Source organism: Pseudomonas sp. 478 (genome assembly GCF_003254125.1).
Taxonomy (GTDB): domain Bacteria; phylum Pseudomonadota; class Gammaproteobacteria; order Pseudomonadales; family Pseudomonadaceae; genus Aquipseudomonas.
Genome location: NZ_QKZG01000007.1, coordinates 347259 through 369522, shown reverse-complemented (window position 1 = coordinate 369522; position 22264 = coordinate 347259). Strand labels below are relative to the sequence as shown.

Genomic DNA, 22264 nt, shown 5'->3' with positions numbered 1-22264 from the left:
GAAATCCCTCTCTAAATTCCGATTCAGTAGTGTGGTATTTCCTTAATGAAAGTGTTGAAAGGCCAGGACATCCTGGCACTTGGTTTTATGACGTTTGCCCTGTTTGTCGGGGCTGGCAACATCATCTTCCCGCCTATCGTCGGTCTGCAGTCCGGTCCAAACGTCTGGATGGCGGCGCTGGGCTTTCTGATCACCGCAGTCGGTCTGCCGGTGATCACCGTTGTCGCCCTGGCCAAGGTCGGTGGCGCCATGGATGCCTTGAGCAGCCCGATCGGGAAAGTCGCCGGTGGCCTGTTGGCGGCCGCGTGCTACCTCGCTGTCGGCCCGCTGTTCGCGACACCGCGCACCGCCACCGTTTCATTCGAAGTCGGCTTGGCGCCACTGACCGGCGAGAGCCCGCTGGCGCTGTTCCTCTACAGCTCGGTGTACTTCCTGCTGGTGTTTTTCATCTCGCTCTATCCGGGCCGGCTGCTGGATACCGTAGGACGTTTCCTCGCGCCGCTGAAGATCATCGCCCTGGCCGCGCTCGGCATCGCAGCATTTGCATTGCCGGCCGGTGATGTCGGCGTGGCCACCCCGGAATACGTGGCGGCACCGTTCTCCCAAGGCTTCATCAATGGTTACCTGACCATGGATACCCTGGGCGCGCTGGTGTTTGGCATTGTCATCGTCAACGCAATCCGTTCCCGTGGCGTCGAGTCGCCGGTGTTGATTACCCGATACGCGATCATCGCCGGGCTGATTGCCGGCGTGGGCCTGGCGCTGGTTTACGTCAGCCTGTTCCGTCTCGGTTCGGGCAGCCATGAAGTGGCCGCGGGTGCCACCAACGGTGCGGCCGTGTTGCACGCTTACGTGCAACACACCTTCGGCTCTCTGGGCAGCGGTTTTCTGGCGGTGCTGATCTCCCTGGCCTGTCTGGTGACGGCGGTGGGTCTGACCTGCGCCTGCGCCGAATACTTTAGCCGTGTGCTGCCGCTGTCCTACAAGACGTTGGTCATCATCCTGGCGGTGTTCTCGCTGTTTGTGTCCAACCTGGGCCTGACCAAGCTGATTGCGTTCTCGATCCCGGTGCTGACCGCGATCTATCCGCCGTGCATCGCCCTGGTCGCCCTGAGCTTCTGCAAGGACTTCTGGCATGAGCAGGGCCGCATCGTCGGTCCGGTGATGCTGGTGTCGTTCATCTTCGGTTTGATCGATGCCCTCAAGGGCGCGGGTCTGGCGGACTGGATGCCGACTCAGTTGTCCCACCTGCCGCTGAGCGAGCAAGGCCTGGCCTGGCTGGTGCCGTCGGTCATGACCCTGTTCGTTGCAGCGGTTTGCGATCGTCTGCTGGGCAAACGCGAAGAAGCACTGGCTTAAGCCGCTTCATGGCCCGCCACAAGCGGACCTCGAGCACACATGGAAATGCCCCGTATCAATCGATACGGGGCATTTTTTTTGGAGGGGGTGCAGTGTCTTTTTCCTTGAGCTAACGTCGAAGCAGTGCCAAGACCTAATGTGGGAACGAGCCTGCTCGCGATAGCGGTAGATCAGTCAACATATGTGTTGAATGTAAATCCGTCATCGCGAGCAGGCTCGCTCCCACAGGAATTATGTACTCCGCATCTACATCACAAGGACCTGCATGTCGTTCATCCACGCCAACATGATCCACATCCTCGCCGCGCTCTGGTTCGTCATCTGCTGGGGCGGCTACACCCGTTATGCGACGTGGAAGGGCCGCGACACTGCGTGCCTGGCCAGCGTGCTGCACCTTTATCGCGAAGACTGGATGCGCCGCATGCTGTTGCGCGACAACCGCATCGCTGACGCCAGCGTGATCGGTAACCTGGAGCGCAACGCCTCGTTCTTCGCCTCCAGCACACTGATTATCCTGGCCGGCATTCTCACGGTGCTCGGAGCCTCCGAAAGGGCAGTATCGTTGTTGGCGGATATCCCGATGGTGCAGCAGGCCTCTCAAGGGATGTCCGAGATCAAGTTGCTGTGCCTGGCGTTGGTGTTTGTCTATGCGTTCTTTACGTTCAGCTGGTGCATGCGTCAGTACAACTTTGCGGCCATTCTGGTGGGCTCGGCGCCTATGGTCGGTGAGCGTCACGTTTCCGAACAAGAGCGCAAAGCCTTTGCTGCCCGGGCGGCCCGCGTTATTTCCATGGCTGCCAACCAGTTCAACTTCGGGCTGCGCTCCTACTACTTCGGCATGACCATGCTGGCCTGGTTCGTCAGCCCGTGGTTGTTCATGTTGATGAGTGCCGGCGTGGTGCTGGTGTTGTATCGCCGGGAGTTTCATTCCGACGTTCTTGACGTGATGGTCTATACACCTACAGAGGGGCCATTGCCCGAGGCGATTAAAGAGGCTGCTTGATGAGTATTCCGTTCTGGTGTGTATTTATCAGCGCACTGCTGATTTATGTGTCGAGGATTCCAGTCGCCAGGGCGATGAGCGAGCAGGGTGGTTATGACAACCACTTGCCGCGCCAGCAACAAACGCAGCTGACAGGCTTTGGTGCCCGTGCGTTGGCGGCTCATCAAAACTGTTTTGAGGCGTTCATTCTGTTCGCAGTGGGGGTGTTGATGGCGCATACCACGCAGACGGCGGGATGGCTGATCGACTTGCTGGCAATCATCTTCGTGATCACGCGAGTCATTTATTTACTGTGCTATTGGGTTGATCTGGCCTGGCAGCGGAGCCTGGTATGGTTCGTCGGACTAGTGTGTTCGTTGCTGTTGATGATTAGTCCGACTTTTAAAACTATTTTGCTGTAACGCCTGCTTTGCAAAAAACCAGGCAAAAGAAAACCCGCACTTGGCGGGTTTTCTTTATCACGCTAAAAACTGTTTTAGTTTTTAGGTGCTTCTTTTGTGGCTGCTTCGTTCGATTCAGCCTGAGCTTTGGCAGCTTCGGCGTTTTCTTTCGCCGCGTCGTTCACTTTATCCTGAGCTTTGCTCATGTCTTGCTGAGCTTGCTCGGCATGTTTGTTGGCTTCTTGAGCTTTGTCCTCGGATTTTTTATCGCAGGCTGCGAGACCGAGGGTAGCGGTCAACATCAAGGCAATAGCTAAAGTCTTACGCATGGGGTGTTTCTCCTTATGGAAAATATCTACTGACCTTTCGAGCGCAGCCCATCGCGTTAAGTTCCTCAATTCATACAGATATATAAGTTTATTCCGATGGGAACTTTTACTAAAAACGCCTAGTACCTTGCCTGAACACTAAGAAGAGTTTTATCAAAATGGCCGAAATCCCCGTTTTTGAGCGCGCTACACGATTTCTATCGGCGCTGCGACATTGTCAGGTACTTGGGCTGCGGGTTCACAGTGCCAGCAGCGAAGGCCTGACAGTTATCCTGCCATACAGTCCTCAAATTGTTGGCAACCCGCAAACCGGCGTGATTCATGGCGGGGCGCTGACCTCGCTGATGGACACGGCCTGCGGCATGTCCACCCTCTGCGTGCTGCCCGAGTTCGAAGTTTGTCCTACCCTCGACCTGCGCATCGACTACATGCACGCCGCCGAGCCGTATAAAGATGTCTACGGTTTTGCCCAGTGCTACCGGGTGACCACGGATGTGATCTTTGCTCGCGGTTTCGCCTACCAGGACGACCCCGAGCAGCCCATCGCCCATGTGGTGGGCACCTTCATGCGCATGGGTAAAGCCATCAAGGGCACCAAAGGCTTTGGCGGCGTCATCGCCGGAGGTGCGAAATGACTGACGCGTTCAAGGAGCAACTTCAGCAGGCACATGAGCAGGGCGACTACGCCTCGCTGCTGCACCTGATTCCCTATGCCAAATTGATTGGCGTCGAATGTTCGCGGGTGGGGGATGATCTGCTGTTTCGCTTGCCGGCCAACAAGGACAACATTGGTAACCCTTTATTGCCGGCGATTCATGGTGGCGTGATCGCCGGGTTCATGGAGTTGTCCGCAGCGCTGCACCTGTTGATTTTCACCGGTTCGCCGGGTGTGCCGAAGATCATCGATTTCTCCCTCGACTATCTGCGCGCCGGGCAGTTTCGCGACACTTGGGCCAGGTGCCAGGTTTGCCGGCAGGGCCGCCGGGTGGCGAACGTTGCGATTACGGCCTGGCAAAGCACTGAGGCCGAACCGATTGCCACGGCCCGCGCCCATTTCAAAATTGAATAGCCCTTGAAATCCTGAACTCAGCCCCCAACTTTGATGACAACCCGCCGCCGACCCTTCAGGTCGCGGCCACTGCCATCTGATTGGAGTTTGATGACCATGAGTGTGGAAACTCAAAAGGAAACCCTGGGCTTCCAGACCGAGGTGAAGCAACTGCTGCACCTCATGATCCATTCGCTGTATTCCAACAAGGAAATTTTCCTTCGCGAATTGATCTCGAACGCCTCTGACGCTGTCGACAAATTACGTTTCGAAGCCCTGTCCAAGCCTGAGTTGCTGGAAGGTGGCGCCGAACTGAAGATCCGTGTGAGCTTCGACAAGGACGCTAAAACCGTCACCCTCGAAGACAACGGCATCGGCATGAGCCGTGAAGATGCGATCACCCACCTGGGGACCATCGCCAAATCCGGCACTGCCGATTTCATGAAACATCTCTCCGGCGATCAGAAAAAAGATTCGCACCTGATCGGTCAATTCGGTGTGGGTTTCTACTCTGCATTCATCGTCGCCGATAAAGTCGACGTGTTCAGCCGTCGTGCCGGTGCTGCTGCCAGCGAAGGCGTGCACTGGTCGTCCAAGGGTGAAGGCGATTTTGAAGTTGCCACCGTCGATAAAGCCGAGCGCGGCACTCGCATCGTCCTGCACCTGAAATCCGGTGAAGACGAATTCGCCGATGGCTGGCGTCTGCGCAATATCATCAAGAAGTACTCCGACCACATCGCGCTGCCGATCGAGTTGCCTAAAGAAGTGGCAGCCGTTGAAGGCGAAGAGCAACCGGCCGTTGAATGGGAAACTGTCAACCGCGCCAGCGCCCTGTGGACCCGTCCGCGTACCGAGATCAAGGACGAGGAATACCAGGAGTTCTACAAACACGTCGCTCACGACTTCGAAAACCCGCTGAGCTGGAGCCACAACAAGGTCGAAGGCAAGCTCGAATACAGCTCGCTGCTCTACGTGCCTGCCCGTGCTCCGTTCGATCTGTACCAGCGTGAAGCGCCGAAAGGCCTGAAGCTGTACGTGCAGCGCGTGTTCGTGATGGATCAGGCAGAGTCGTTCCTGCCGCTGTACCTGCGCTTCATCAAAGGCGTGGTCGATTCCAACGACCTGTCGCTGAACGTGTCGCGGGAAATCCTGCAGAAAGACCCGATCATCGATTCCATGAAGTCGGCGCTGACCAAGCGCGTTCTCGACATGCTGGAAAAGCTGGCGAAGAACGAGCCTGAGCAATACAAGAGCTTCTGGAAAAACTTTGGCCAGGTCATGAAAGAAGGCCCGGCAGAAGACTTCGCCAACAAAGAGAAAATCGCTGGCCTGCTGCGTTTCGCATCGACCAACGGTGATGACGGCGAGCAAGTGGTGGGTCTGGCCGAATACCTGGCTCGCGCCAAGGAAGGTCAGGACAAGATCTACTACCTGACCGGCGAAACCTACGCGCAAGTCAAGAACAGCCCGCACCTGGAAGTCTTCCGTAAGAAAGGCATCGAAGTGCTGCTGCTGACCGACCGCATCGACGAGTGGCTGATGAGCTACCTCAGCGACTTCGACGGCAAGAGCTTTGTCGACGTGGCGCGCGGTGATCTGGACCTGGGCAACCTGGATTCGGAAGAAGACAAGAAAGCCGCGGAAGAAGTCGCCAAGTCCAAAGAAGGTCTGGTTGAGCGTCTGAAAACTGCACTGGGCGATTCCGTTGCTGAAGTGCGGGTTTCCCACCGTCTGACCGACTCCCCGGCGATTCTGGCCATCGGCGAGCAGGACCTGGGCATGCAGATGCGTCAGATCCTGGAAGCCAGCGGTCAGAAGGTTCCGGATTCGAAGCCGATCTTCGAATTCAACCCGGCTCACCCGCTGATCGAGAAGCTCGACAACGAGCAGAGCGACGAACGCTTCGGCGACTTGTCGCACATTCTCTTCGATCAGGCGGCCCTGGCCGCCGGCGACAGCTTGAAAGACCCGGCTGCCTACGTGCGCCGTCTCAACAAGCTGCTGGTTGAACTGTCGGTTTAACTGCGATGTACAAAAACCCGCTTCGGCGGGTTTTTTTATTCTGGTGCCTCGGGCGTTAACCTCGATGCACAATCTGCTGGATGAAGTGTTTAAAGGCTGATAGCTGGTTTTTGATCTGACATCGTTGGTTTCAGTGCCGGCGTCTTCGCGAGCAAGCCCGCTCCCACATGGGATCGCGGTCCACTGTGGGAGCGGGCTTGCTCGCGAAAGCGGTTTAACTGGCGCTAAATATCTTAAGGCAATTCGATCCGCTCACTTTCCCCCGGCACCGTCGGCCAATCCCCGGCCGCCCAGCGTCGCCGCGCTTCATCGATCAACGCCGGATCGCTCGCCACGAAGTTCCAGTTGATCCGCCGCGGCCCATCCAGCGGCGCACCACCAAACAGCACGGCATGACAGTCGCTTTCAGCGAACAGTGTCATCTCTTCCCCGACCGGCAACACCACCAGCGAATGCGGTTCTATCAGCTCGCTATTCAGTTGCACCTCGCCGTCCAGCACATACAGCGCCCGCTCTTCATGCTCGGTAGGAATCAGCAAGGTGGTCGCCGTTTGCAGGTTCAATTCGGCATACAAGGTAGGAGAAAGCACCGGGACCGGTGACTCCAGGCAAAAGCCTGACCCGGCAATCATCCGGATCTTCACCCCCAGGTTATCGCTGACCGGCAGCGTGGCCGCCGGATGGTGGCTGTAGTGTCCGGGGCCGTGCTCTTTTTCTTTCGGGGAGGCCAGCCAAATCTGCAAACCGTGCATCGTGAAGCCGCTGTCCTTCAACGCCTCAGGTGTTCGCTCGACGTGGGCAATTGCGCTGCCTGCCGTCATCCAGCTGACATCACCGGCCTCCACTACTTGGTCGGAACCGAGGCTGTCCTTGTGCTGGATTTTTCCTTCGAACAAGTACGTGAGGGTCGACAGACCAATGTGCGGATGCTGACGGATGTTCATGCCTTTTCCCGCCTCATAACGGGTTTCGAGCATGTGGTCGAAAAACACGAAAGGCCCGACGCTGCGGCATTTGGCTGACGGCAGTGGGCGAAGAATGGGCTGGCCTTCGACATCTTCGGCGCGGGGACGGATCACGAGCGGAGTGTTCATGCTGCATTCCAGGCTGAGCGGGTAATGCGTGGAGCATAACCCGCTTGCGCAGCCCTTGCCGCTATTGGCTGAAGGCACCTTCAGACAGGTGCGTTTCGATGCTGACGTCGGTGGTGGTCATCAACTTGTGGACCGGGCAACGGTCGGCCACGCGGTGCAGTTCATCGCGCTGAGCGTCGGTGAGCACACCTTTGAGGGTCAGTTTGACGTGGAGGGCATATTTACCTTTCTGCTCTTCGCTGTTGTCACGTTTGACTTCGACGGTGACACCGGTCAGCGGGATGTTTTTCTTCTTCGCGTACATCTTCAGGGTCAGGGCCTTGCAGGCACCCAGGGCCGCGTCGAAGTAATCGTGTGGCTCGGGCGCGGAGCCTTCGCCGCCGGCGAGTGTCGGTACGTCGGCAAAGAGTTGATGGTCATCGATCTGTACGCTGTGACGAAAACCTTCGGTGGAAAGGGTATTGACGGTAACAGGCATGGGAAACCTCGCAGGCAACAGGAAAAGTCATTCGATCAAAAAAGACCTTGAAGGTATAGAGCATTGCGCCTGTTACGCGTTCCACTTTCTTGCTCGCCCGTTCCCGAGCGCTGAATCGTTACCGCCCGGTGACCGAAGCAGTTGAGGCGTTTTGATATGAGGAATCGCCACGGCGTTTACCCTGATCAATGAGCGCAACCTGGTGATCGCCAGCGCCTCAGAGGAACAAGCGGCTGTCGCGCGCGAGGTGGATCGCAACCTGATGAACATCCGCGATCTGGCGTTGCAGACGTCGGCCGGGGCGAATCAAACCAGTGCCGCGAGCCAGGAGCTGTCTCGGTTGGCGGTCGATCTGAATACGATGGTGGCGCGGTTCTCGGTCTGAAGTCCGAGCGGTTTTGTCGTTCCGGCGGCGCTACCGGCTGGCTGTGCAAGGTTGCGGGTGGCGCCATCCCGGCCTATGGTCCAAGCGATACTTTATTTGCGACTGGCGCGTGATGACTCGCCGTCGGTTGCTGTCCATCCAGTGCTGATTTGCCTAGCGAGGTGACGACATGCCCACCGACTCCCGACCCGCCGTGCTCGAACTGATCGGCAATACGCCGCTGGTGCGCGTCAGCCGTTTCGATACCGGCCCGTGCACGCTGTTCCTCAAGCTCGAATCGCAAAACCCCGGCGGTTCGATCAAGGATCGCATCGGCCTGGCGATGATCGACGCCGCCGAGCGCGATGGCAGCCTGCGCCCCGGCGGCACCATCGTCGAGGCGACCGCCGGCAACACCGGCCTTGGCCTGGCCCTGGTCGGTCGTGCCAAGGGTTACCGAGTGGTGTTGGTGGTGCCGGACAAGATGTCCACCGAGAAGGTCTTGCACCTCAAGGCGATGGGCGCCGAGGTGCACATCACCCGCTCCGACGTCGGCAAGGGCCATCCCGATTACTACCAGGACGTTGCGGCGCGGCTGGCGCTGGAAATTCCCGACGCTTTTTTCGCCGATCAATTCAACAACCCGGCCAACCCGCTGGCCCACGAATGCAGCACCGCGCCGGAGATCTGGGCGCAGACTCAGCATGACGTGGACGCGATCGTCGTCGGCGTCGGTTCGGCCGGAACACTGACCGGGCTGACTCGTTTCTTTCGCCGCGTGCAACCGGAGCTGGTCATGGTGCTGGCCGATCCGGTCGGTTCGGTGATGGCCGAATACAGCCGCAGCGGCACCATGAACACGCCCGGCTCCTGGGCGGTGGAGGGCATCGGCGAGGACTTCATTCCGTCGATTGCCGACCTGTCCAGCGTGCGCCACGCCTACTCGATCAGCGACGAGGAAAGCTTCGATCATGCCCGCCAACTGTTGCGCGCCGAAGGCATACTCGGCGGCTCTTCGACCGGCACACTGCTGGCGGCGGCGCTACGTTACTGTCGCGAGCAGACCGAGCCGAAGCGGGTCGTCAGCTTCGTCTGCGACACCGGCACGCGCTATCTGTCGAAGGTCTACAACGATCAGTGGATGAACGATCAGGGCCTGCTGCAGTACAAACATTACGGCGATCTGCGCGACCTGATCTCGCGGCGCTTCGAGGATGGCCGGGTGATCAGCGTGGGCCCGGACGATACGCTGCTCACCGCGTTCCAGCGCATGCGCTTGGCCGATGTATCGCAACTGCCGGTGCTGGAGGGCGGGCAGCGGCTGGTCGGCGTGATCGACGAATCCGACATTTTGCTTGGCATGCAAGAAGATGCTTCGCACTTTCGCGCGAGCGTAGCCAGCGCGATGACCGATCAGCTGCAAACCCTGCCTCCAAGTGCCAGTCTGGCTGAGCTTCGGGCAGAGCTCGACCGTGGGCTGGTGGCGATCATCGCCGACGCTTCGGGCTTCTACGGCTTGATTACTCGAGTCGACATGCTCATTCATCTACGGAGATCCCTTACATGAGTCAACACGATGAAAACGCTGTGCCACGTGCCTTCGCCACCCGTGTGATCCATGCCGGGCAAACGCCCGACCCTTCCACCGGGGCGCTGATGCCGCCGATTTACGCCAACTCCACCTATTTGCAGCAGAGCCCCGGTGTGCACAAAGGCTTTGACTACGGGCGCTCGCACAACCCGACGCGTTTTGCGCTGGAGCGTTGTGTCGCGGACCTCGAAAGCGGCACCCAGGCCTTCGCGTTCGCCTCCGGGCTGGCGGCGATCTCCACTGTGCTCGAACTGCTCGACGCGGGCTCGCACATCGTCTCCGGCAATGATTTGTACGGCGGCACCTTTCGGCTGTTCGACAAGGTGCGCAAACGCAGCGCCGGGCATCGCTTCAGCTTCGTCGATCTGACTGACCTGGAGGGATTCGAAGCGGCACTGCAGCCCGACACGAAAATGGTTTGGGTCGAGACGCCAAGCAATCCCTTGCTGAGTCTGACGGACCTCGCCGCCGTCGCACGCATCTGTCGCTCGCGAGGCATCATTTGTGTCGCCGACAACACCTTTGCCAGCCCGTGGATACAACGCCCGCTGGAGCAGGGTTTCGACATCGTGTTGCACTCGACCACCAAGTACCTCAACGGCCACTCCGACGTGATCGGCGGCATCGCGGTGGTCGGACAAAACGCAGACCTGGCGGAACGTCTGGGCTTCCTGCAGAACTCGGTAGGCGCGATCGCCGGGCCATTCGACGCTTTCCTCACCCTGCGCGGCGTGAAGACCCTGGCGCTGCGCATGGAGCGCCACTGCAACAACGCGTTGGACCTGGCGCAATGGCTGGAGCGTCAACCGCATGTGGCGCGCGTCTATTATCCGGGCCTGCCATCGCACCCGCAGCACGCCCTGGCGCAGCGGCAGATGCGCGGTTTCGGCGGGATGATATCCCTCGACCTGAACTGCGACCTGGCCGGTGCCACGCGCTTCCTCGAGAGTGTGCGGATCTTTGCCTTGGCCGAGAGCCTGGGCGGGGTGGAAAGCCTGATCGAGCACCCTGCGATCATGACCCACGCCAGCATCCCCGCGGATACTCGTGCGCAACTCGGCATCGGCGATGCCTTGGTGCGGTTGTCCGTGGGGGTCGAGGATGTCGAAGATCTGCGCGACGACCTGGCACAGGCGCTGGCGCGGATCTGAATATCAGCAGGCAAAAAAAATCCGGAACCCTTATCGGGTTCCGGATTTTTGTGTCGAGCCGGATCAGCTGCCTTTGACAGCCTTGCCGTTGACCGTACCGTCGAGGAGCATGATGTTGTACTCCTTGCCGTCGGTTTCAACCTGTTGCAGACGAACCAGCAGGTAATCCCAGTCCTTGGCGAACCACAGGACGGTGATGCGCTTGCTTTGCGTCGGGTCGCGCACGCGCTCGACCTTGATTGCATCGATCTGGCCAGCCTTGGTGTCGACCTTTTCCGAACCCAGCACGCGGAAATCATAGGTATCGACTTCACCATCGTCGACGACTTGATAACTCATGCTTTTCTTGCCAGCGGCCACGTCGTGCTGCAGGGCGAGCTGATAAGTGGATTTGTCGACCATGCCGCGGTTGAGCGGGATCTTGACCGGGTCACCGCGATCGGTGCCGGTGACCATTTTGTTGGTCCAGTCGAAATCCAGGTCAGCCTTCTTGGCTTTGCCCAGGCCGCCACGTTCGAAGTGGTAGGACTGCGGCAGCATGGTGTCCTTGTCCAGCGTCAGGGTGCTTTCTTCGGTCAGGCTGGCGATCATCATCGAGGCCTTGAAACTGAGCTTCCAGGCGCCGTTGGCTTGCTTGGTCAGGCTTCGTTCAGCGGTGCCGCTCATGGGCAACTGCTTCCAGTCAGCGGTATAGCTGGCGGAGAAAGGTTGAAGTTCTGCAGCCTGCGCAAATGGCAGTGCGAGCAGAGCGCAAGCGAAGAGCAGGGCACGACGCATAAAATCTCCTAGGTTCGAATCAAGTGGCCGCTGGCCGCGAGTAACTTTCCATCCAGTAAAGCACCTTGCTCGCCGAGTGATAAACGACCTTCAGCAAACCAGCGTACAGCCAACGGGTAAATCAGGTGTTCCTGTGTATGAACTCGCTGCGCCAGACTTTGCGGCGAATCGTGCAACTCTACCGGTATTACTGCCTGTACGACCAGTGGTCCGCCATCGAGTTCCTCGGTGACGAAGTGCACGGAGCAGCCGTGCTCGGTGTCGCCGGCCTCCAGCGCACGCTGATGGGTGTGTAACCCTTTGTATTTGGGTAGCAGCGAAGGATGGATGTTGAGCAGGCGACCCGCGTAGTGACGCACGAAGTCAGCGCTGAGAATGCGCATGAAGCCGGCCAGTACCACGAGTTTGGGGTTGAACGCGTCGATCTGTTCGATCAGCGCGGCATCGAAGGCCTCGCGGCCTTCGAAAGCCTTGTGATCCAGGGTGCGGGTGTCGATACCCGCGTCCCTGGCGCGTTGCAGGCCGAAGGCGTCGGCGCGGTTGGAAATCACCGCAGCGATGCGGGCCGGGCTGTCGCCGGTCCGCGTGCTGTCGATCAAGGCCTGCAAGTTACTGCCGGTGCCGGACAACAGCACCACCACATCACAGGTCTGGGACATCAATGAGCCTTGAGGTTTTTCAGTTCAACCTGGGCCGCGCCTTCGGCAGCGGTGGCGATCTGACCGATGACCCAAGGCTGCTCGCCGGCTTCGCGCAGGACGTTCAGCGCGGTTTCGACGTGCTCTTGAGCAACGCAGATGACCATGCCCACGCCGCAGTTCAGCACGCGGTGCATCTCGTTTTCGTCGACGTTGCCTTTCTCTTGCAGCCAGTCGAACACGGCAGGACGGGTCCAGCTCGCGACGTCAACCACCGCTTGTGCGCCTTTTGGCAGAACGCGCGGGATGTTGTCCAGCAGGCCACCACCGGTGATGTGGGCCATGGCTTTGACCGCGCCGGTTTCCTTGATCAGCTTGAGCAGCGGCTTCACGTAGATGCGGGTCGGAGCCATCAGCAGGTCGGTCAGCGGTTTGCCGTCGAGCTGGATGTTTTCGATGTCTGCACCGGACACTTCGATGATCTTGCGGATCAGCGAGTAGCCGTTGGAGTGCGGGCCGGAAGACGGCAGGGCGAGCAGGGCATCGCCGGCAGCGACTTTGGAACCGTCGATGATTTCGGATTTTTCCACGACACCGACGCAGAAGCCGGCCAGGTCGTAGTCTTCGCCTTCGTACATGCCAGGCATTTCAGCGGTTTCGCCGCCAACCAGGGAGCAGCCGGACAATTCACAGCCAGCGCCAATGCCGGTCACGACCTGGGTCGCGGTTTCGACGTTGAGTTTGCCGGTGGCGTAGTAGTCGAGGAAGAACAGCGGCTCGGCGCCGCAGACCACCAGGTCGTTCACGCACATGGCAACCAGGTCGATGCCGATGCTGTCGTGCTTGTTCAGGTTCAGCGCCAGACGCAGCTTGGTGCCGACGCCGTCAGTACCGGAAACCAGCACGGGCTGCTTGTAGCCGGCCGGGATTTCGCAGAGGGCGCCGAAACCGCCCAGGCCGCCCATGACTTCCGGGCGCGCAGTGCGCTTGGCGACGCTCTTGATGCGTTCGACCAATGCTTCACCGGCGTCGATGTCTACACCGGCGTCCTTGTAGCTCAGGGAGGGTTGCTTGCTCATGATCCAGGCCTTTAGGGGGGATTCAGGGGTAACGACCGAGTCCAGTGGGACCACCGAAACTGACGAAGGCGATTGCCATCCGCGAATTTCAGGGTGCCCGGCTGTTGCCGGTCTGCGAAGGCGCGCGATTTTATCAGGCTTGAGGGGCAGCGGCCATCCTCACGCCGACGGCAGGGGCATATCCGCTTAAAAAAACCTTCATTGCCCGTGTTGGCCGCATCCTTCATGGCTGTATAAGGTATCGCTATTAACCGTCTATCGTTAGGACAGTGCAAAAACTTACCAGGGTCAGGTGAATGTTTTGCTGGGGGGCGTGGTCACAGCCTTGCTCAATCCGGTTCACGCGGCCTGTTCCAGCCGCTCTTGTCGTCAGGAATCCTCCATGCGTTTTTTTTCTAGATTTTTGTTTGCCGGCTGTATGTCATTGGTCAGCCTGGCAAGTCATGCCGAAACCGTAAAAAATCTGTATCAGGTGCGTCAGCCTGTCAGTGGTCAAACACCGGAAGCGCGCGATCAAGCGACCCAGCAAGCGCTGGATACGCTGGTGTTGCGTCTGACCGGCGATCCCAAGGCTGCGCAAAGTCCGGGGTTGGCGGCACTGCGCAAGGACCCGCAGCAAATCATCAGTCAGTACGGCTTTGACGCCGGTCCGCCGGAAGTGCTGAAGGTCGATTTCGACCCGGCCTCCACCGAGCAAGCGTTGCGTCGTGCCGGGCTGTCGTTGTGGGGGGCGAACCGGCCTTCGATCCTCGGCTGGTGGTTGAACGATTCCACCGAGGGTTCAAGCCTGGTCGGTGATGGCCAGGCCAGTGCTGCACCGCTACGTCGAGCAGCACAACACCGTGGTCTGCCGCTGCGCCTGCCGCTGGCAGATCTGAGTGAGCAGATCGTCGCCACTGCGCCGAATCTGGAAGGTACGGACGCGACGCCACTGCGCGGGGCATCGGAGCGTTACAGCGCTGACGCCTTGCTCGCGGTGCATGCCCGTGAAGAGGGCGGCCAGTGGCAGGCCAAGTGGCATTTGTGGCTCGGCGACCAGAAGGAGGCGGGCAGCGTGCAGGGCGCGGATCAGGCCGCGGTGGCCGATGCGGTGATGCTGGCGGTCAGCGAGCGGCTGGCACCGCGGTTTGTCGTCAAACCGGGGGCTTCGGGCGAACAATTGCTCGAAGTGCAGGGCATGAACCTGGAACACTACGCGACGCTTGGGCGTTTGCTGGAACCGTTTGGTGCGCGCCTGCAAAGTGTCGACGGCGACCGGATTCTCTATCGGGTCAATGGCAGCGCCGAACAGTTGAAGGCGCAATTGTCGCTGGCCAGGTTGCAGGAAGTTCCTGCAGGTGAGGCGCCAGCCCCGACCGCCCCCGTTCAACCCGCCGTCGACGGTTCGGCTCCGGCCGTAGCACCAGCGCCGGCACCAGTGCCGCAGTTGCGTTTCCGTTGGTAGGTTTTTCTTTCTTTATATAGATGCATATGGAGTTGTACATGGCCGATACGCGGCGTTGGTTCTGGTTGGGTGGGGTGGTTCTGCTCTGCGTGTTTGTCTGGCTGTTGCATCCGATCCTGACGCCGTTTCTGGTGGCGCTGCTGTTGGCTTATCTGTTCGATCCATTGGTGGATCGGCTGGAGAAGGCCGGCCTTTCTCGGACGTGGGGCGTGGTGGCGGTGTTTGCGCTGTTTACCTTGATCTTCACGACACTGCTGGTGGTGTTGGTGCCGATGCTCGCCAAGCAGCTGTTTCGCTTGTACGAATTGGCGCCGCAGATGCTCGACTGGTTGCAGCACACCGCACTGCCGTGGGCGCAATCGAAATTCGGACTCTCGGATAATTTCTGGAAATTCGACAAGCTCAAGGCGGCAATCAGCGAGCACATGGGCCAGACCACTGACATTGTCGGGGTCGTGCTGAGTCAGGCGACGGCTTCCGGGCTGGCGCTGATCGGTTGGTTGGCGAATCTGGTGCTGATCCCGGTGGTGAGTTTCTATCTGCTGCGGGACTGGGACCTGATGATGGCCAAGATCCGCGGTCTGCTGCCCCGTGATCGCGAAGAGCGCGTTGTGATCCTGGCGGGTGAATGCCATGAAGTGCTGGGTGCATTCGTGCGCGGGCAGTTGCTGGTGATGGTGGCGCTGGGCGTGATCTACGCGGCGGGCCTGATGTTGGTTGGGCTGGAACTGGGGCTGTTGATTGGGATGATTGCCGGTCTGGCGGCGATCGTGCCGTACATGGGGTTCGTTATCGGGATCGGTGCTGCCTTGATTGCCGGTCTGTTCCAGTTCGGTGGCGATCTGTATCCCATGATCGGAATCGTCGCGGTGTTCATGGTGGGTCAGGCGCTGGAAGGCATGGTGCTGACGCCATTGCTGGTGGGGGACCGGATCGGTCTGCACCCGGTGGCGGTGATCTTCGCGATTCTGGCCGGGGGCGAGCTGTTCGGATTTACCGGTGTGCTACTGGCACTGCCGGTGGCGGCGGTGATCATGGTGCTGGTGCGCCATGTGCATGATTTGTATAAAGATTCTGATATGTACAGTGGTGTTGATGAGCCCGAGATTTAAGAGGGCCTGATCAAACATCGCGGGCAGCCTGGTTCATTGCCAGGTTGACCCGAATCCCTCACGCGGCTGTCACATGCGCCGCCAAAGAAACTGGCATAAAACCAGTGTGTTAACGCAAACCTTTGATTTTGCTTGTGGTCTGTCGCATTGTGCGACCCGCCTCACGGGTATAAACTTCGCAAACTTTACACAGAGGCCACTAACGGTTCCTTTGGAACTGTTCAGTCAGCATGAAACCGATTCAGCTGCCCCTAGGTGTGCGTCTGCGTGATGACGCTACCTTTATCAATTACTATCCAGGCGCCAATGCCGCTGCACTCGGCTATGTCGAGCGGCTATGCGAAGCCGACGCCGGCTGGACCGAAAGCCTGATTTATCTCTGGGGCAAGGACGGGGTAGGGCGTACGCACTTGTTGCAGGCGGCCTGCCTGCGCTTCGAGCAATTGGGGGAGCCGGCGGTGTATTTGCCGTTGGCCGAACTGCTTGATCGCGGCATCGCCATCCTCGACAACCTCGAACAGTACGAACTGGTCTGCCTGGATGATTTGCAGGCGGTGGCCGGTCGGGCGGATTGGGAAGAGGCGTTGTTCCATCTGTTCAACCGTCTGCGTGACAGCGGTCGACGTCTGCTGATCGCTGCATCGACATCCCCGCGTGAGCTGCCGGTGAAGCTGGCAGACCTCAAATCCCGTCTGACGTTGGCGCTGATCTTCCAGATGCGTCCGCTCTCCGACGAAGACAAATTGCGTGCCTTGCAACTGCGCGCCTCTCGTCGCGGCCTGCACTTGACCGATGAAGTCGGGCATTTCATTTTGACCCGCGGTACGCGCAGCATGAGTGCGCTCTTCGAGCTGCTTGAGCGTCTCGATCAGGCTTCCCTTCAAGCTCAACGCAAGCTGACCATTCCCTTTCTGAAAGAAACGCTTGGCTGGTAACAAAAGCCGGTAAAGCCAAGGCCCTGGCGGGTTTCGGCATCTTTCAGGCGTCAAGAATTCCGCTTTCCTACAGGGCTGCAGGCTGCGCGAACGTCTAAAACGGGCTTAAGCGCTTAGATGTAAACGCGAAACCAAGAAGTCACATAAAGATCGATTGAATTTGCAAATGAGGTTGATAGTAGGCATAGTCTCGGCTTCTTTAGAACTATCAGCCACGGTCGTGCCCATGCTAAATCGCTTTGCACCCCTCGTGCCTCTCGCACTCGTCACCCTGTTGTTCGGTTGCGCTGCTCACTCTCCAGTGTCCCAGCAAGAGCAACAACAGCAGGTTAAAAATTCTGCTACCGCTCAATCTTCCGCTCTTTATCAGCAAGCTCTTTTCCAGGAAGAAGCGGCCACCGATAAAGAACTGGCAGACTTCGCCGGCGGCAAGTCGTACCAGCTTCCGGTTCTGGCCGACAGCATCCTCGAACGCGGCATGTCCCTGATCGGTACCCGTTACCGTTTCGGCGGCACCTCCGAAGCTGGCTTTGATTGCAGCGGCTTCATCGGTTACCTGTTTCGTGAAGAAGCCGGCCTGAACCTGCCACGCTCCACCCGCGAAATGATCAACGTCGACGCTCCGCTGGTTTCTCGCAGCAAGCTGGAGCCGGGCGACTTGCTGTTTTTCGCCACCAATGGCCGTCGCGGCCGCGTCAGTCACGCCGGGATCTACCTGGGTGACAACCAGTTCATCCATTCCAGCAGCCGCAAAAGCGGTGGTGTACGGATCGATAACCTGGGCGACAGCTACTGGAGCAAAACCTTCATCGAAGCCAAGCGCGCACTCGCGATGGCACCGACTGCGGCCCCGATCGTCACGGCGCGCAAGTAAGCGGACTTTTTGTAAGGTGAACTTAAAGTCTTACTTGAAGTTTGCCACGTAGCAGCTAGAATCCGATCTTATTATTGATGGCAAACCGCCTGCGTCCTGCGCAGGCGGTTTTCTTTTCTGCGCCCCCTGCAGAAAAAGCCGCAGCCAGATCAGGATGCTCTGCATATGTCGATGTCGGCCCGCCTCGCAATCATGTTCTTCGCAGCGCTGCTCAGCGCCTGCGCCAGCCGTACACCGCCACCTGCGCCGGTGGTTCGCGCACCCATTATTTTCAGTTCCTCCCAAGCATTCTCCCCTGAGGCAGAAGACGTCTTGTTCCGCGCGCTCGGCCTGGTGGGCACGCCGTATCGATGGGGTGGCAACACGCCGGATTCGGGTTTCGATTGCAGCGGGCTGATCGGTTATGTCTACCGTGACGTCGCCGGCATCTCTCTGCCGCGTACCACGCGCGAGATGATCAGCATGCAGGCGGCCAGCGTGGGCAAGGAAGGCCTGCAAACCGGTGACCTGATCTTCTTCGCCACCAATGGCGGTTCTCAGGTCAGTCACGCCGGGATCTACGTCGGCGAAGGTCGCTTCGTCCATGCACCGGCCACCGGTGGCACGGTGAAGCTCGATAGCTTGTCCAAAGCTTACTGGCAGAAAGCCTATCTGAGCGCCAAGCGCGTCTTGCAACCTGAGCACTTGGCACGCAATCCCTAAATGGCAGAGGTTGTCATGACCGCTCGCACACTCAATCTCGACGATTCCCTGTATCAATACCTGCTCGACGTTTCCCTGCGCGAAACGCCGTTGCTCAAGCGTCTGCGTGACGAAACCCAGGCGCTGCCCATGGCTCGCTGGCAGGTGGCACCGGAGCAGGGGCAATTCCTCGCGCTATTGGTGAAACTCACCGGTGCCAAGCGTCTGCTGGAAATCGGCACCTTCACCGGTTACAGCGCCTTGTGCATGGCGGCTGCATTGCCGGATGACGGTTCGTTGATCTGCTGTGACATTCCCGGTGACTACAACGCCACCGCGCGCCGTTACTGGCAGGAGGCGGGGCTTGCCGAGCGGATCGATCTGCGTTTGGCTCCCGCGCTGGAAACCCTGGCTCAGCTGGATCAGCCAGAGTCGTTCGACCTGATCTTCATCGATGCCGACAAAGCCAACTACCCACGCTATCTGGAGCACGCATTGCGACTGCTGCGTGTCGGCGGTCTGGCGGTGTTTGATAACACGCTGTGGAGTGGCCGGGTGCTTGAGGACAATCCCGAGAGCGAAGATACCCGGGCCATTCAGGCGCTCAATCGTGCCTTGAAGGATGACTCGCGTGTGGATTTGTCGTTGTTGCCGTTGGGGGATGGCCTCACGCTGTGTCGCAAGCGCTAGGCAGGTGATTTCTGGGTGACATTGAGGGCCTCTTCGCGAGCAAGCCCGCTCCCACACTTGACCTCTGGCGCTCACAAATTTTGTGTTCACTGCAGATCGAATGTGGGAGCGGGCTTGCTCGCGAAGAGGCCAGCAAAGCCACCAAATTTTTCACGGGTTGTCTATTTAACCGCCGACACGCGCCACACCTTGTTGCCCACGTCATCCGCCACCAACAAATCACCCTGCTGATCAATCACCACGCCCACCGGCCGGCCCATGGCTTTTTCCTCGTTGTTGAGGAAGCCGGTGAGCACATCCACCGGCGGCCCGCTCGGTTTCCCTGAGCTGAACGGTCCGAAAATCACTTTGTAGCCACTGTGCGGTTTACGGTTCCATGAGCCGTGCTGGCCGATGAATGCCCCTTCCTTGAATTGTGCTGGCAGTCTGTTGCCTTCAGCAAACGTCAGACCCAACGAGGCGGTATGCGGGCCGACCGCGTAGTCCGGCGCAATGGCCTTGGCCACCAGACCGGGGTTTTGCGGCTCGACGCGAACGTCGACGTGCTGACCGTAATAACTGTAAGGCCAGCCGTAGAACCCGCCGTCCTTCACTGACGTGATGTAATCCGGCACCAGATCGCTGCCGATTTCGTCGCGCTCGTTGACCGCCGTCCACAATGCGCCGCTCCGGGGTTCCCAGGCCAGCCCGTTTGGATTGCGAATCCCTGAGGCGAAGATTCGATGGTTGCCGGTGGCGCGATCCACTTCCCAGATTGCCGCGCGACCTTCCTCCTGATCCATGCCGTTTTCACCGACGTTGCTGTTCGAGCCCACGGTGACGTACAGCTTGCTGCCGTCCTTGCTGGCGATGACGTTTTTGGTCCAGTGGTGATTCAGCGTGCCGCCCGGCAGGTCGATCACCTTCATCGGCTGCGACTTGATTGCCGTCTCGCCGTTTTCATAGTGGAAGCGCAGCAAGCGGTCCGTGTCGGCGACGTACAGGTCATTGCCGACCAGGGTCATGCCAAAGGGTGAATTGAGGTTTTCCAGGAACACCGTGCGGGTTTCGGCGATGCCGTCCTGGTCCTTGTCCCGCAGCAGCGTGATGCGGTTCGGGCTCGGTACGGCAGCGCCGGCACGGCCCATGACTTTGCCCATGACCCAGCCACGAATACCTTTGCCGTCATCGGGTTTGGGTGGTGCGTTGGTTTCGGCGACCAATACGTCGCCGTTGGGCAGCACGTAAAGCCAACGCGGGTGATCGAGACCTTCGGCAAATGCCGCCACCTGAGTGCCTGTCGCGGCGATGGGTTTCGCACCGTCCGGCCAGCCAATCGCCGGGGCGATGTTCACCGTCGGGACCAGGGTCTTATTCGGTTCTGGCAGCTTGGGCGATGGGCCGGTGCCGTCGGAGACTTGCAGCCTGGCGGTTTCACCACAGGCTGCAAGCCCTCCGGCGAGCATGATGACGAGAGCGAGCGGGGGTTTGCGCATGCTGATCTTCCCTAATGAATGCATTGACCTAATCAATAGAGAAGAGCAGGTGTGCGATGGTTCAACCGGTCAGCCGCGGGCTTCCTTGAACAGCATGGCTATGCCGGGGTGATAGTTGCCGGCTTCGTTGCGCAACTTGCGATAGGCATAGGGGAAGTACCAGGCCACGGCGCAGGTGTGTTCTTTTTGCAGGTCGTCGACCATGTCCTGGAGTTCTTCCGGGGTGGCGCTTTGTTGGGCTTTTTGCGGCGCAACGAACAGGCAGCCGAGTTTCAGGTCGCTGGCGTAGCTGATGCGTTTGGCCTCGCTGGTGATGTCCTGCAATGCTTGAGTCAGGTTCAGGCTGTTGACGCGTGGCCAGCGTTGCGTCGCCTGAAGGTAAGCGCGTTCTTCGCTGGTCGCGATAAACAGATCGGCGCGGCCATTGCGTTCGCCTTCTTCGACCTGTTTACGGGTCGGTGTTTGTTGCAACGTGACCATTTCCGCCATCCAGGCCGCGGCGGACAGCAGGCTCAGATTGGCTTTTTCGTCGAACCAGTAAGGCGTGTCGTTATCGCCGCGCACGGCGTTGTAGCGGTCGATACAGTCAAACCAGCGTTCCAGCACCGGGCGCAGGAATTCCAGCTTCGGATTGCTGATGATCATGCCTTGCATGTGGCTCACCCTTGTTATTGTGTTGTGAGATTGTGGCTCTTTGATATCACCGCTGAGAGTGTGGCACAAGATTGGCGTCAGATAATTGATCGGCGGCAGTTATTCGCTCGCAGGCTGCCCGTCTTCAATTGACGCTCCATCCCCAACCCTCTAACCTTCCCGGCTTGTTTCAGGTGCTCTGTGACCTTGGTCGACAGAGTGAAACAGGGAAGCCGGTGAGTGATTCTCTTCAAGCGACGAAGAGCCATGATCCCGGCGCTGCCCCCGCAACGGTAAATGAGTGAAAACTGCGCCTTGAGCCACTGTGTCGTCGACATGGGAAGGCGCGCAGTCAGGCCAGCGCCGCTCATGAGCCCGGAGACCGGCCTGATCCATCCAGCGGCATCACGGTGGGCGATGCCAGGCTTCTTGCCGTCTATTCTTGTGCCTGCCCGCCGTTATCCAGCCTCAACGGAGAGCTCCCCCATGACTGATACCCCCGATCGTGACGAACGTCATCTGGCGCGCATGCTGCGCAAAAAAGCCGTGATCGACGAACGCATCGCCAATTCCCCGAATGAATGCGGCCTGCTGCTGGTGCTGACCGGCAACGGCAAAGGCAAAAGCAGCTCGGCCTTCGGCATGCTCGCCCGGTCCATGGGCCACGGCATGCAGTGTGGCGTGGTGCAGTTCATCAAGGGGCGCAGCAGCACCGGCGAAGAACTGTTCTTCCGGCGCTTTCCGGAACAGGTGCGTTTTCATGTGATGGGCGAGGGCTTCACCTGGGAAACCCAGGATCGCCAGCGTGACATCGCCGCCGCTGAAGCCGCATGGGCGGTGTCCCGCGAATTGTTGCGTGATCCGTCGATCGGTCTGGTGGTGCTGGATGAATTGAACATTGCGCTCAAGCACGGCTATCTGGATCTCGATCAGGTGCTCAGCGACTTGCAGGCCCGTCCGCCGATGCAGCACGTCGTGGTAACCGGTCGCGGCGCCAAGCCGGAGATGATCGAACTGGCCGACACCGTCACCGAAATGGGCGTGATCAAGCACGCGTTCCAGGCCGGGATCAAAGCGCAAAAAGGCGTCGAGTTGTGAGCTGCACTT

Annotated in this window: 23 protein-coding genes, 1 pseudogene and 1 riboswitch; of the genes and pseudogenes, 16 read left to right on the top strand and 8 right to left on the bottom strand. The window is 59.3% G+C overall.

The genetic code is table 11. The annotated features are described in order from the left end of the window. Positions 1-45: 45 nt before the first annotated feature. The 3 genes from brnQ to DFS28_RS17255 all read left to right on the top strand — a co-directional run bounded on the left by brnQ (position 46) and on the right by DFS28_RS17255 (position 2763). A complete protein-coding gene (brnQ, locus tag DFS28_RS17265; RefSeq protein WP_111450754.1) occupies positions 46-1359 on the top strand; it encodes a branched-chain amino acid transport system II carrier protein in 1314 nt (437 codons plus the stop codon). 265 nt (positions 1360-1624) lie between these two features. Further along, positions 1625-2362, top strand: a complete 738-nt coding sequence (locus DFS28_RS17260) for a DUF599 domain-containing protein (protein WP_111450753.1) — start codon at positions 1625-1627, stop codon at positions 2360-2362. After that, entirely contained in the window at positions 2362-2763 is a 402-nt protein-coding gene (locus tag DFS28_RS17255; protein ID WP_111450752.1) for an MAPEG family protein, read from the top strand. The genes DFS28_RS17260 and DFS28_RS17255 overlap by 1 nt, the downstream gene beginning before the upstream one ends. Positions 2764-2837: 74 nt before the next feature. Here DFS28_RS17255 and DFS28_RS17250 read toward each other — a convergent pair whose 3' ends face one another. Continuing rightward, the gene (locus DFS28_RS17250; RefSeq protein ID WP_111450751.1) at positions 2838-3071 is read right to left on the bottom strand and encodes a hypothetical protein; all 234 of its coding nucleotides are present in this window, start codon (positions 3069-3071) and stop codon (positions 2838-2840) included. Positions 3072-3229: 158 nt separating this feature from the next. On the opposite strand from DFS28_RS17250, the gene DFS28_RS17245 reads away from it, so the two are divergent. The 3 genes from DFS28_RS17245 (at position 3230) to htpG (ending at position 6141) form a co-directional block, all read left to right on the top strand. Further along, positions 3230-3706, top strand: coding sequence for a PaaI family thioesterase (locus DFS28_RS17245; RefSeq protein ID WP_111450750.1), 477 nt, complete (start codon positions 3230-3232; stop codon positions 3704-3706). Then, positions 3703-4140, top strand: a complete 438-nt coding sequence (locus tag DFS28_RS17240; RefSeq protein WP_111450749.1) for a PaaI family thioesterase — start codon at positions 3703-3705, stop codon at positions 4138-4140. The genes DFS28_RS17245 and DFS28_RS17240 overlap by 4 nt, the downstream gene beginning before the upstream one ends. A gap of 96 nt (positions 4141-4236) precedes the next feature. Then, positions 4237-6141: a molecular chaperone HtpG gene (gene htpG, locus DFS28_RS17235; protein WP_111450773.1), complete on the top strand. Its 1905-nt coding sequence runs from the start codon at positions 4237-4239 to the stop codon at positions 6139-6141. A gap of 233 nt (positions 6142-6374) precedes the next feature. On the opposite strand, the gene DFS28_RS17230 is transcribed toward htpG, so the two are convergent. Both DFS28_RS17230 and DFS28_RS17225 read right to left on the bottom strand, forming a co-directional pair. Further along, the gene (locus DFS28_RS17230) at positions 6375-7235 is read right to left on the bottom strand and encodes a pirin family protein (protein WP_111450748.1); all 861 of its coding nucleotides are present in this window, start codon (positions 7233-7235) and stop codon (positions 6375-6377) included. 61 nt (positions 7236-7296) lie between these two features. After that, positions 7297-7713 carry an OsmC family protein gene (locus DFS28_RS17225; protein ID WP_111450747.1) on the bottom strand — a complete coding sequence of 139 codons (417 nt, stop codon included), beginning with the start codon at positions 7711-7713 and terminating at the stop codon, positions 7297-7299. A gap of 181 nt (positions 7714-7894) precedes the next feature. Between DFS28_RS17225 and DFS28_RS17220 the strand changes: the two are divergent. The 3 genes and pseudogenes from DFS28_RS17220 to DFS28_RS17210 all read left to right on the top strand — a co-directional run. Next, positions 7895-8098: pseudogene (locus DFS28_RS17220) on the top strand (methyl-accepting chemotaxis protein); the annotation flags it as partial. Positions 8099-8267: 169 nt separating this feature from the next. Continuing rightward, positions 8268-9644 carry a pyridoxal-phosphate dependent enzyme gene (locus DFS28_RS17215; RefSeq protein WP_111450746.1) on the top strand — a complete coding sequence of 459 codons (1377 nt, stop codon included), beginning with the start codon at positions 8268-8270 and terminating at the stop codon, positions 9642-9644. Next, complete coding sequence (locus tag DFS28_RS17210; protein WP_111450745.1) at positions 9641-10819, top strand: cystathionine gamma-synthase; 1179 nt, start codon at positions 9641-9643, stop codon at positions 10817-10819. Before DFS28_RS17215 ends, DFS28_RS17210 begins: the two co-directional genes overlap by 4 nt. Positions 10820-10882: 63 nt before the next feature. On the opposite strand, the gene DFS28_RS17205 is transcribed toward DFS28_RS17210, so the two are convergent. Genes DFS28_RS17205 through purM form a run of 3 tightly spaced genes read right to left on the bottom strand, consistent with a single transcriptional unit; the run spans position 10883 to position 13313 of the window. Then, positions 10883-11596 carry a DUF3108 domain-containing protein gene (locus DFS28_RS17205; protein WP_008148635.1) on the bottom strand — a complete coding sequence of 238 codons (714 nt, stop codon included), beginning with the start codon at positions 11594-11596 and terminating at the stop codon, positions 10883-10885. A gap of 8 nt (positions 11597-11604) precedes the next feature. Beyond that, the gene (purN, locus tag DFS28_RS17200) at positions 11605-12255 is read right to left on the bottom strand and encodes a phosphoribosylglycinamide formyltransferase (RefSeq protein WP_111450744.1); all 651 of its coding nucleotides are present in this window, start codon (positions 12253-12255) and stop codon (positions 11605-11607) included. Then, on the bottom strand, positions 12255-13313 hold the full coding sequence (gene purM, locus DFS28_RS17195; protein WP_008013877.1) for a phosphoribosylformylglycinamidine cyclo-ligase: 1059 nt from the start codon (positions 13311-13313) through the stop codon (positions 12255-12257). The genes purN and purM overlap by 1 nt, the downstream gene beginning before the upstream one ends. A 382-nt stretch (positions 13314-13695) precedes the next feature. Between purM and DFS28_RS17190 the strand changes: the two genes are divergently transcribed. The 6 genes from DFS28_RS17190 to DFS28_RS17165 all read left to right on the top strand — a co-directional run bounded on the left by DFS28_RS17190 (position 13696) and on the right by DFS28_RS17165 (position 19049). Beyond that, positions 13696-14757, top strand: coding sequence for a DUF2066 domain-containing protein (locus DFS28_RS17190; protein WP_111450743.1), 1062 nt, complete (start codon positions 13696-13698; stop codon positions 14755-14757). Positions 14758-14795: 38 nt separating this feature from the next. Next, positions 14796-15869 (top strand): AI-2E family transporter, encoded by a 1074-nt coding sequence (locus tag DFS28_RS17185; protein ID WP_111450742.1) that lies wholly within the window; start codon positions 14796-14798, stop codon positions 15867-15869. 230 nt (positions 15870-16099) lie between these two features. Next, complete coding sequence (hda, locus tag DFS28_RS17180) at positions 16100-16804, top strand: DnaA regulatory inactivator Hda (RefSeq protein ID WP_008148645.1); 705 nt, start codon at positions 16100-16102, stop codon at positions 16802-16804. 226 nt (positions 16805-17030) lie between these two features. Further along, positions 17031-17678, top strand: a complete 648-nt coding sequence (locus DFS28_RS17175; protein ID WP_111450741.1) for a C40 family peptidase — start codon at positions 17031-17033, stop codon at positions 17676-17678. A 165-nt stretch (positions 17679-17843) separates the two neighbouring features. Beyond that, a complete protein-coding gene (locus DFS28_RS17170) occupies positions 17844-18380 on the top strand; it encodes a C40 family peptidase (protein WP_111450740.1) in 537 nt (178 codons plus the stop codon). A gap of 15 nt (positions 18381-18395) precedes the next feature. Next, on the top strand, positions 18396-19049 hold the full coding sequence (locus tag DFS28_RS17165; protein WP_111450772.1) for an O-methyltransferase: 654 nt from the start codon (positions 18396-18398) through the stop codon (positions 19047-19049). A 161-nt stretch (positions 19050-19210) separates the two neighbouring features. On the opposite strand, the gene DFS28_RS17160 is transcribed toward DFS28_RS17165, so the two are convergent. Both DFS28_RS17160 and DFS28_RS17155 read right to left on the bottom strand, forming a co-directional pair. Continuing rightward, entirely contained in the window at positions 19211-20524 is a 1314-nt protein-coding gene (locus tag DFS28_RS17160; RefSeq protein ID WP_111450739.1) for a sorbosone dehydrogenase family protein, read from the bottom strand. A gap of 69 nt (positions 20525-20593) precedes the next feature. After that, positions 20594-21178, bottom strand: a complete 585-nt coding sequence (locus DFS28_RS17155) for a hypothetical protein (RefSeq protein WP_111450738.1) — start codon at positions 21176-21178, stop codon at positions 20594-20596. Between the two features lie 154 nt (positions 21179-21332). Then, positions 21333-21563: riboswitch (cobalamin riboswitch) on the top strand. An 80-nt stretch (positions 21564-21643) separates the two neighbouring features. On the opposite strand from DFS28_RS17155, the gene cobO reads away from it, so the two are divergent. Beyond that, positions 21644-22255, top strand: a complete 612-nt coding sequence (gene cobO / locus DFS28_RS17150) for a cob(I)yrinic acid a,c-diamide adenosyltransferase (RefSeq protein ID WP_046048017.1) — start codon at positions 21644-21646, stop codon at positions 22253-22255. Positions 22256-22264: the final 9 nt, after the last annotated feature.

Bases quoted from the DNA above. Each gene is read 5' to 3' on its own strand.
- brnQ (WP_111450754.1), top strand. From the start codon at position 46: ATGAAAGTGTTGAAAGGCCAGGACATCCTGGCACTTGGTTTTATGACG.
- DFS28_RS17260 (WP_111450753.1), top strand. From the start codon at position 1,625: ATGTCGTTCATCCACGCCAACATGATCCACATCCTCGCCGCGCTCTGG.
- DFS28_RS17255 (WP_111450752.1), top strand. From the start codon at position 2,362: ATGAGTATTCCGTTCTGGTGTGTATTTATCAGCGCACTGCTGATTTAT.
- DFS28_RS17250 (WP_111450751.1), bottom strand. From the start codon at position 3,071: ATGCGTAAGACTTTAGCTATTGCCTTGATGTTGACCGCTACCCTCGGT.
- DFS28_RS17245 (WP_111450750.1), top strand. From the start codon at position 3,230: ATGGCCGAAATCCCCGTTTTTGAGCGCGCTACACGATTTCTATCGGCG.
- DFS28_RS17240 (WP_111450749.1), top strand. From the start codon at position 3,703: ATGACTGACGCGTTCAAGGAGCAACTTCAGCAGGCACATGAGCAGGGC.
- htpG (WP_111450773.1), top strand. From the start codon at position 4,237: ATGAGTGTGGAAACTCAAAAGGAAACCCTGGGCTTCCAGACCGAGGTG.
- DFS28_RS17230 (WP_111450748.1), bottom strand. From the start codon at position 7,235: ATGAACACTCCGCTCGTGATCCGTCCCCGCGCCGAAGATGTCGAAGGC.
- DFS28_RS17225 (WP_111450747.1), bottom strand. From the start codon at position 7,713: ATGCCTGTTACCGTCAATACCCTTTCCACCGAAGGTTTTCGTCACAGC.
- DFS28_RS17215 (WP_111450746.1), top strand. From the start codon at position 8,268: ATGCCCACCGACTCCCGACCCGCCGTGCTCGAACTGATCGGCAATACG.
- DFS28_RS17210 (WP_111450745.1), top strand. From the start codon at position 9,641: ATGAGTCAACACGATGAAAACGCTGTGCCACGTGCCTTCGCCACCCGT.
- DFS28_RS17205 (WP_008148635.1), bottom strand. From the start codon at position 11,596: ATGCGTCGTGCCCTGCTCTTCGCTTGCGCTCTGCTCGCACTGCCATTT.
- purN (WP_111450744.1), bottom strand. From the start codon at position 12,255: ATGTCCCAGACCTGTGATGTGGTGGTGCTGTTGTCCGGCACCGGCAGT.
- purM (WP_008013877.1), bottom strand. From the start codon at position 13,313: ATGAGCAAGCAACCCTCCCTGAGCTACAAGGACGCCGGTGTAGACATC.
- DFS28_RS17190 (WP_111450743.1), top strand. From the start codon at position 13,696: ATGCGTTTTTTTTCTAGATTTTTGTTTGCCGGCTGTATGTCATTGGTC.
- DFS28_RS17185 (WP_111450742.1), top strand. From the start codon at position 14,796: ATGGCCGATACGCGGCGTTGGTTCTGGTTGGGTGGGGTGGTTCTGCTC.
- hda (WP_008148645.1), top strand. From the start codon at position 16,100: ATGAAACCGATTCAGCTGCCCCTAGGTGTGCGTCTGCGTGATGACGCT.
- DFS28_RS17175 (WP_111450741.1), top strand. From the start codon at position 17,031: ATGCTAAATCGCTTTGCACCCCTCGTGCCTCTCGCACTCGTCACCCTG.
- DFS28_RS17170 (WP_111450740.1), top strand. From the start codon at position 17,844: ATGTCGATGTCGGCCCGCCTCGCAATCATGTTCTTCGCAGCGCTGCTC.
- DFS28_RS17165 (WP_111450772.1), top strand. From the start codon at position 18,396: ATGACCGCTCGCACACTCAATCTCGACGATTCCCTGTATCAATACCTG.
- DFS28_RS17160 (WP_111450739.1), bottom strand. From the start codon at position 20,524: ATGCGCAAACCCCCGCTCGCTCTCGTCATCATGCTCGCCGGAGGGCTT.
- DFS28_RS17155 (WP_111450738.1), bottom strand. From the start codon at position 21,178: ATGCAAGGCATGATCATCAGCAATCCGAAGCTGGAATTCCTGCGCCCG.
- cobO (WP_046048017.1), top strand. From the start codon at position 21,644: ATGACTGATACCCCCGATCGTGACGAACGTCATCTGGCGCGCATGCTG.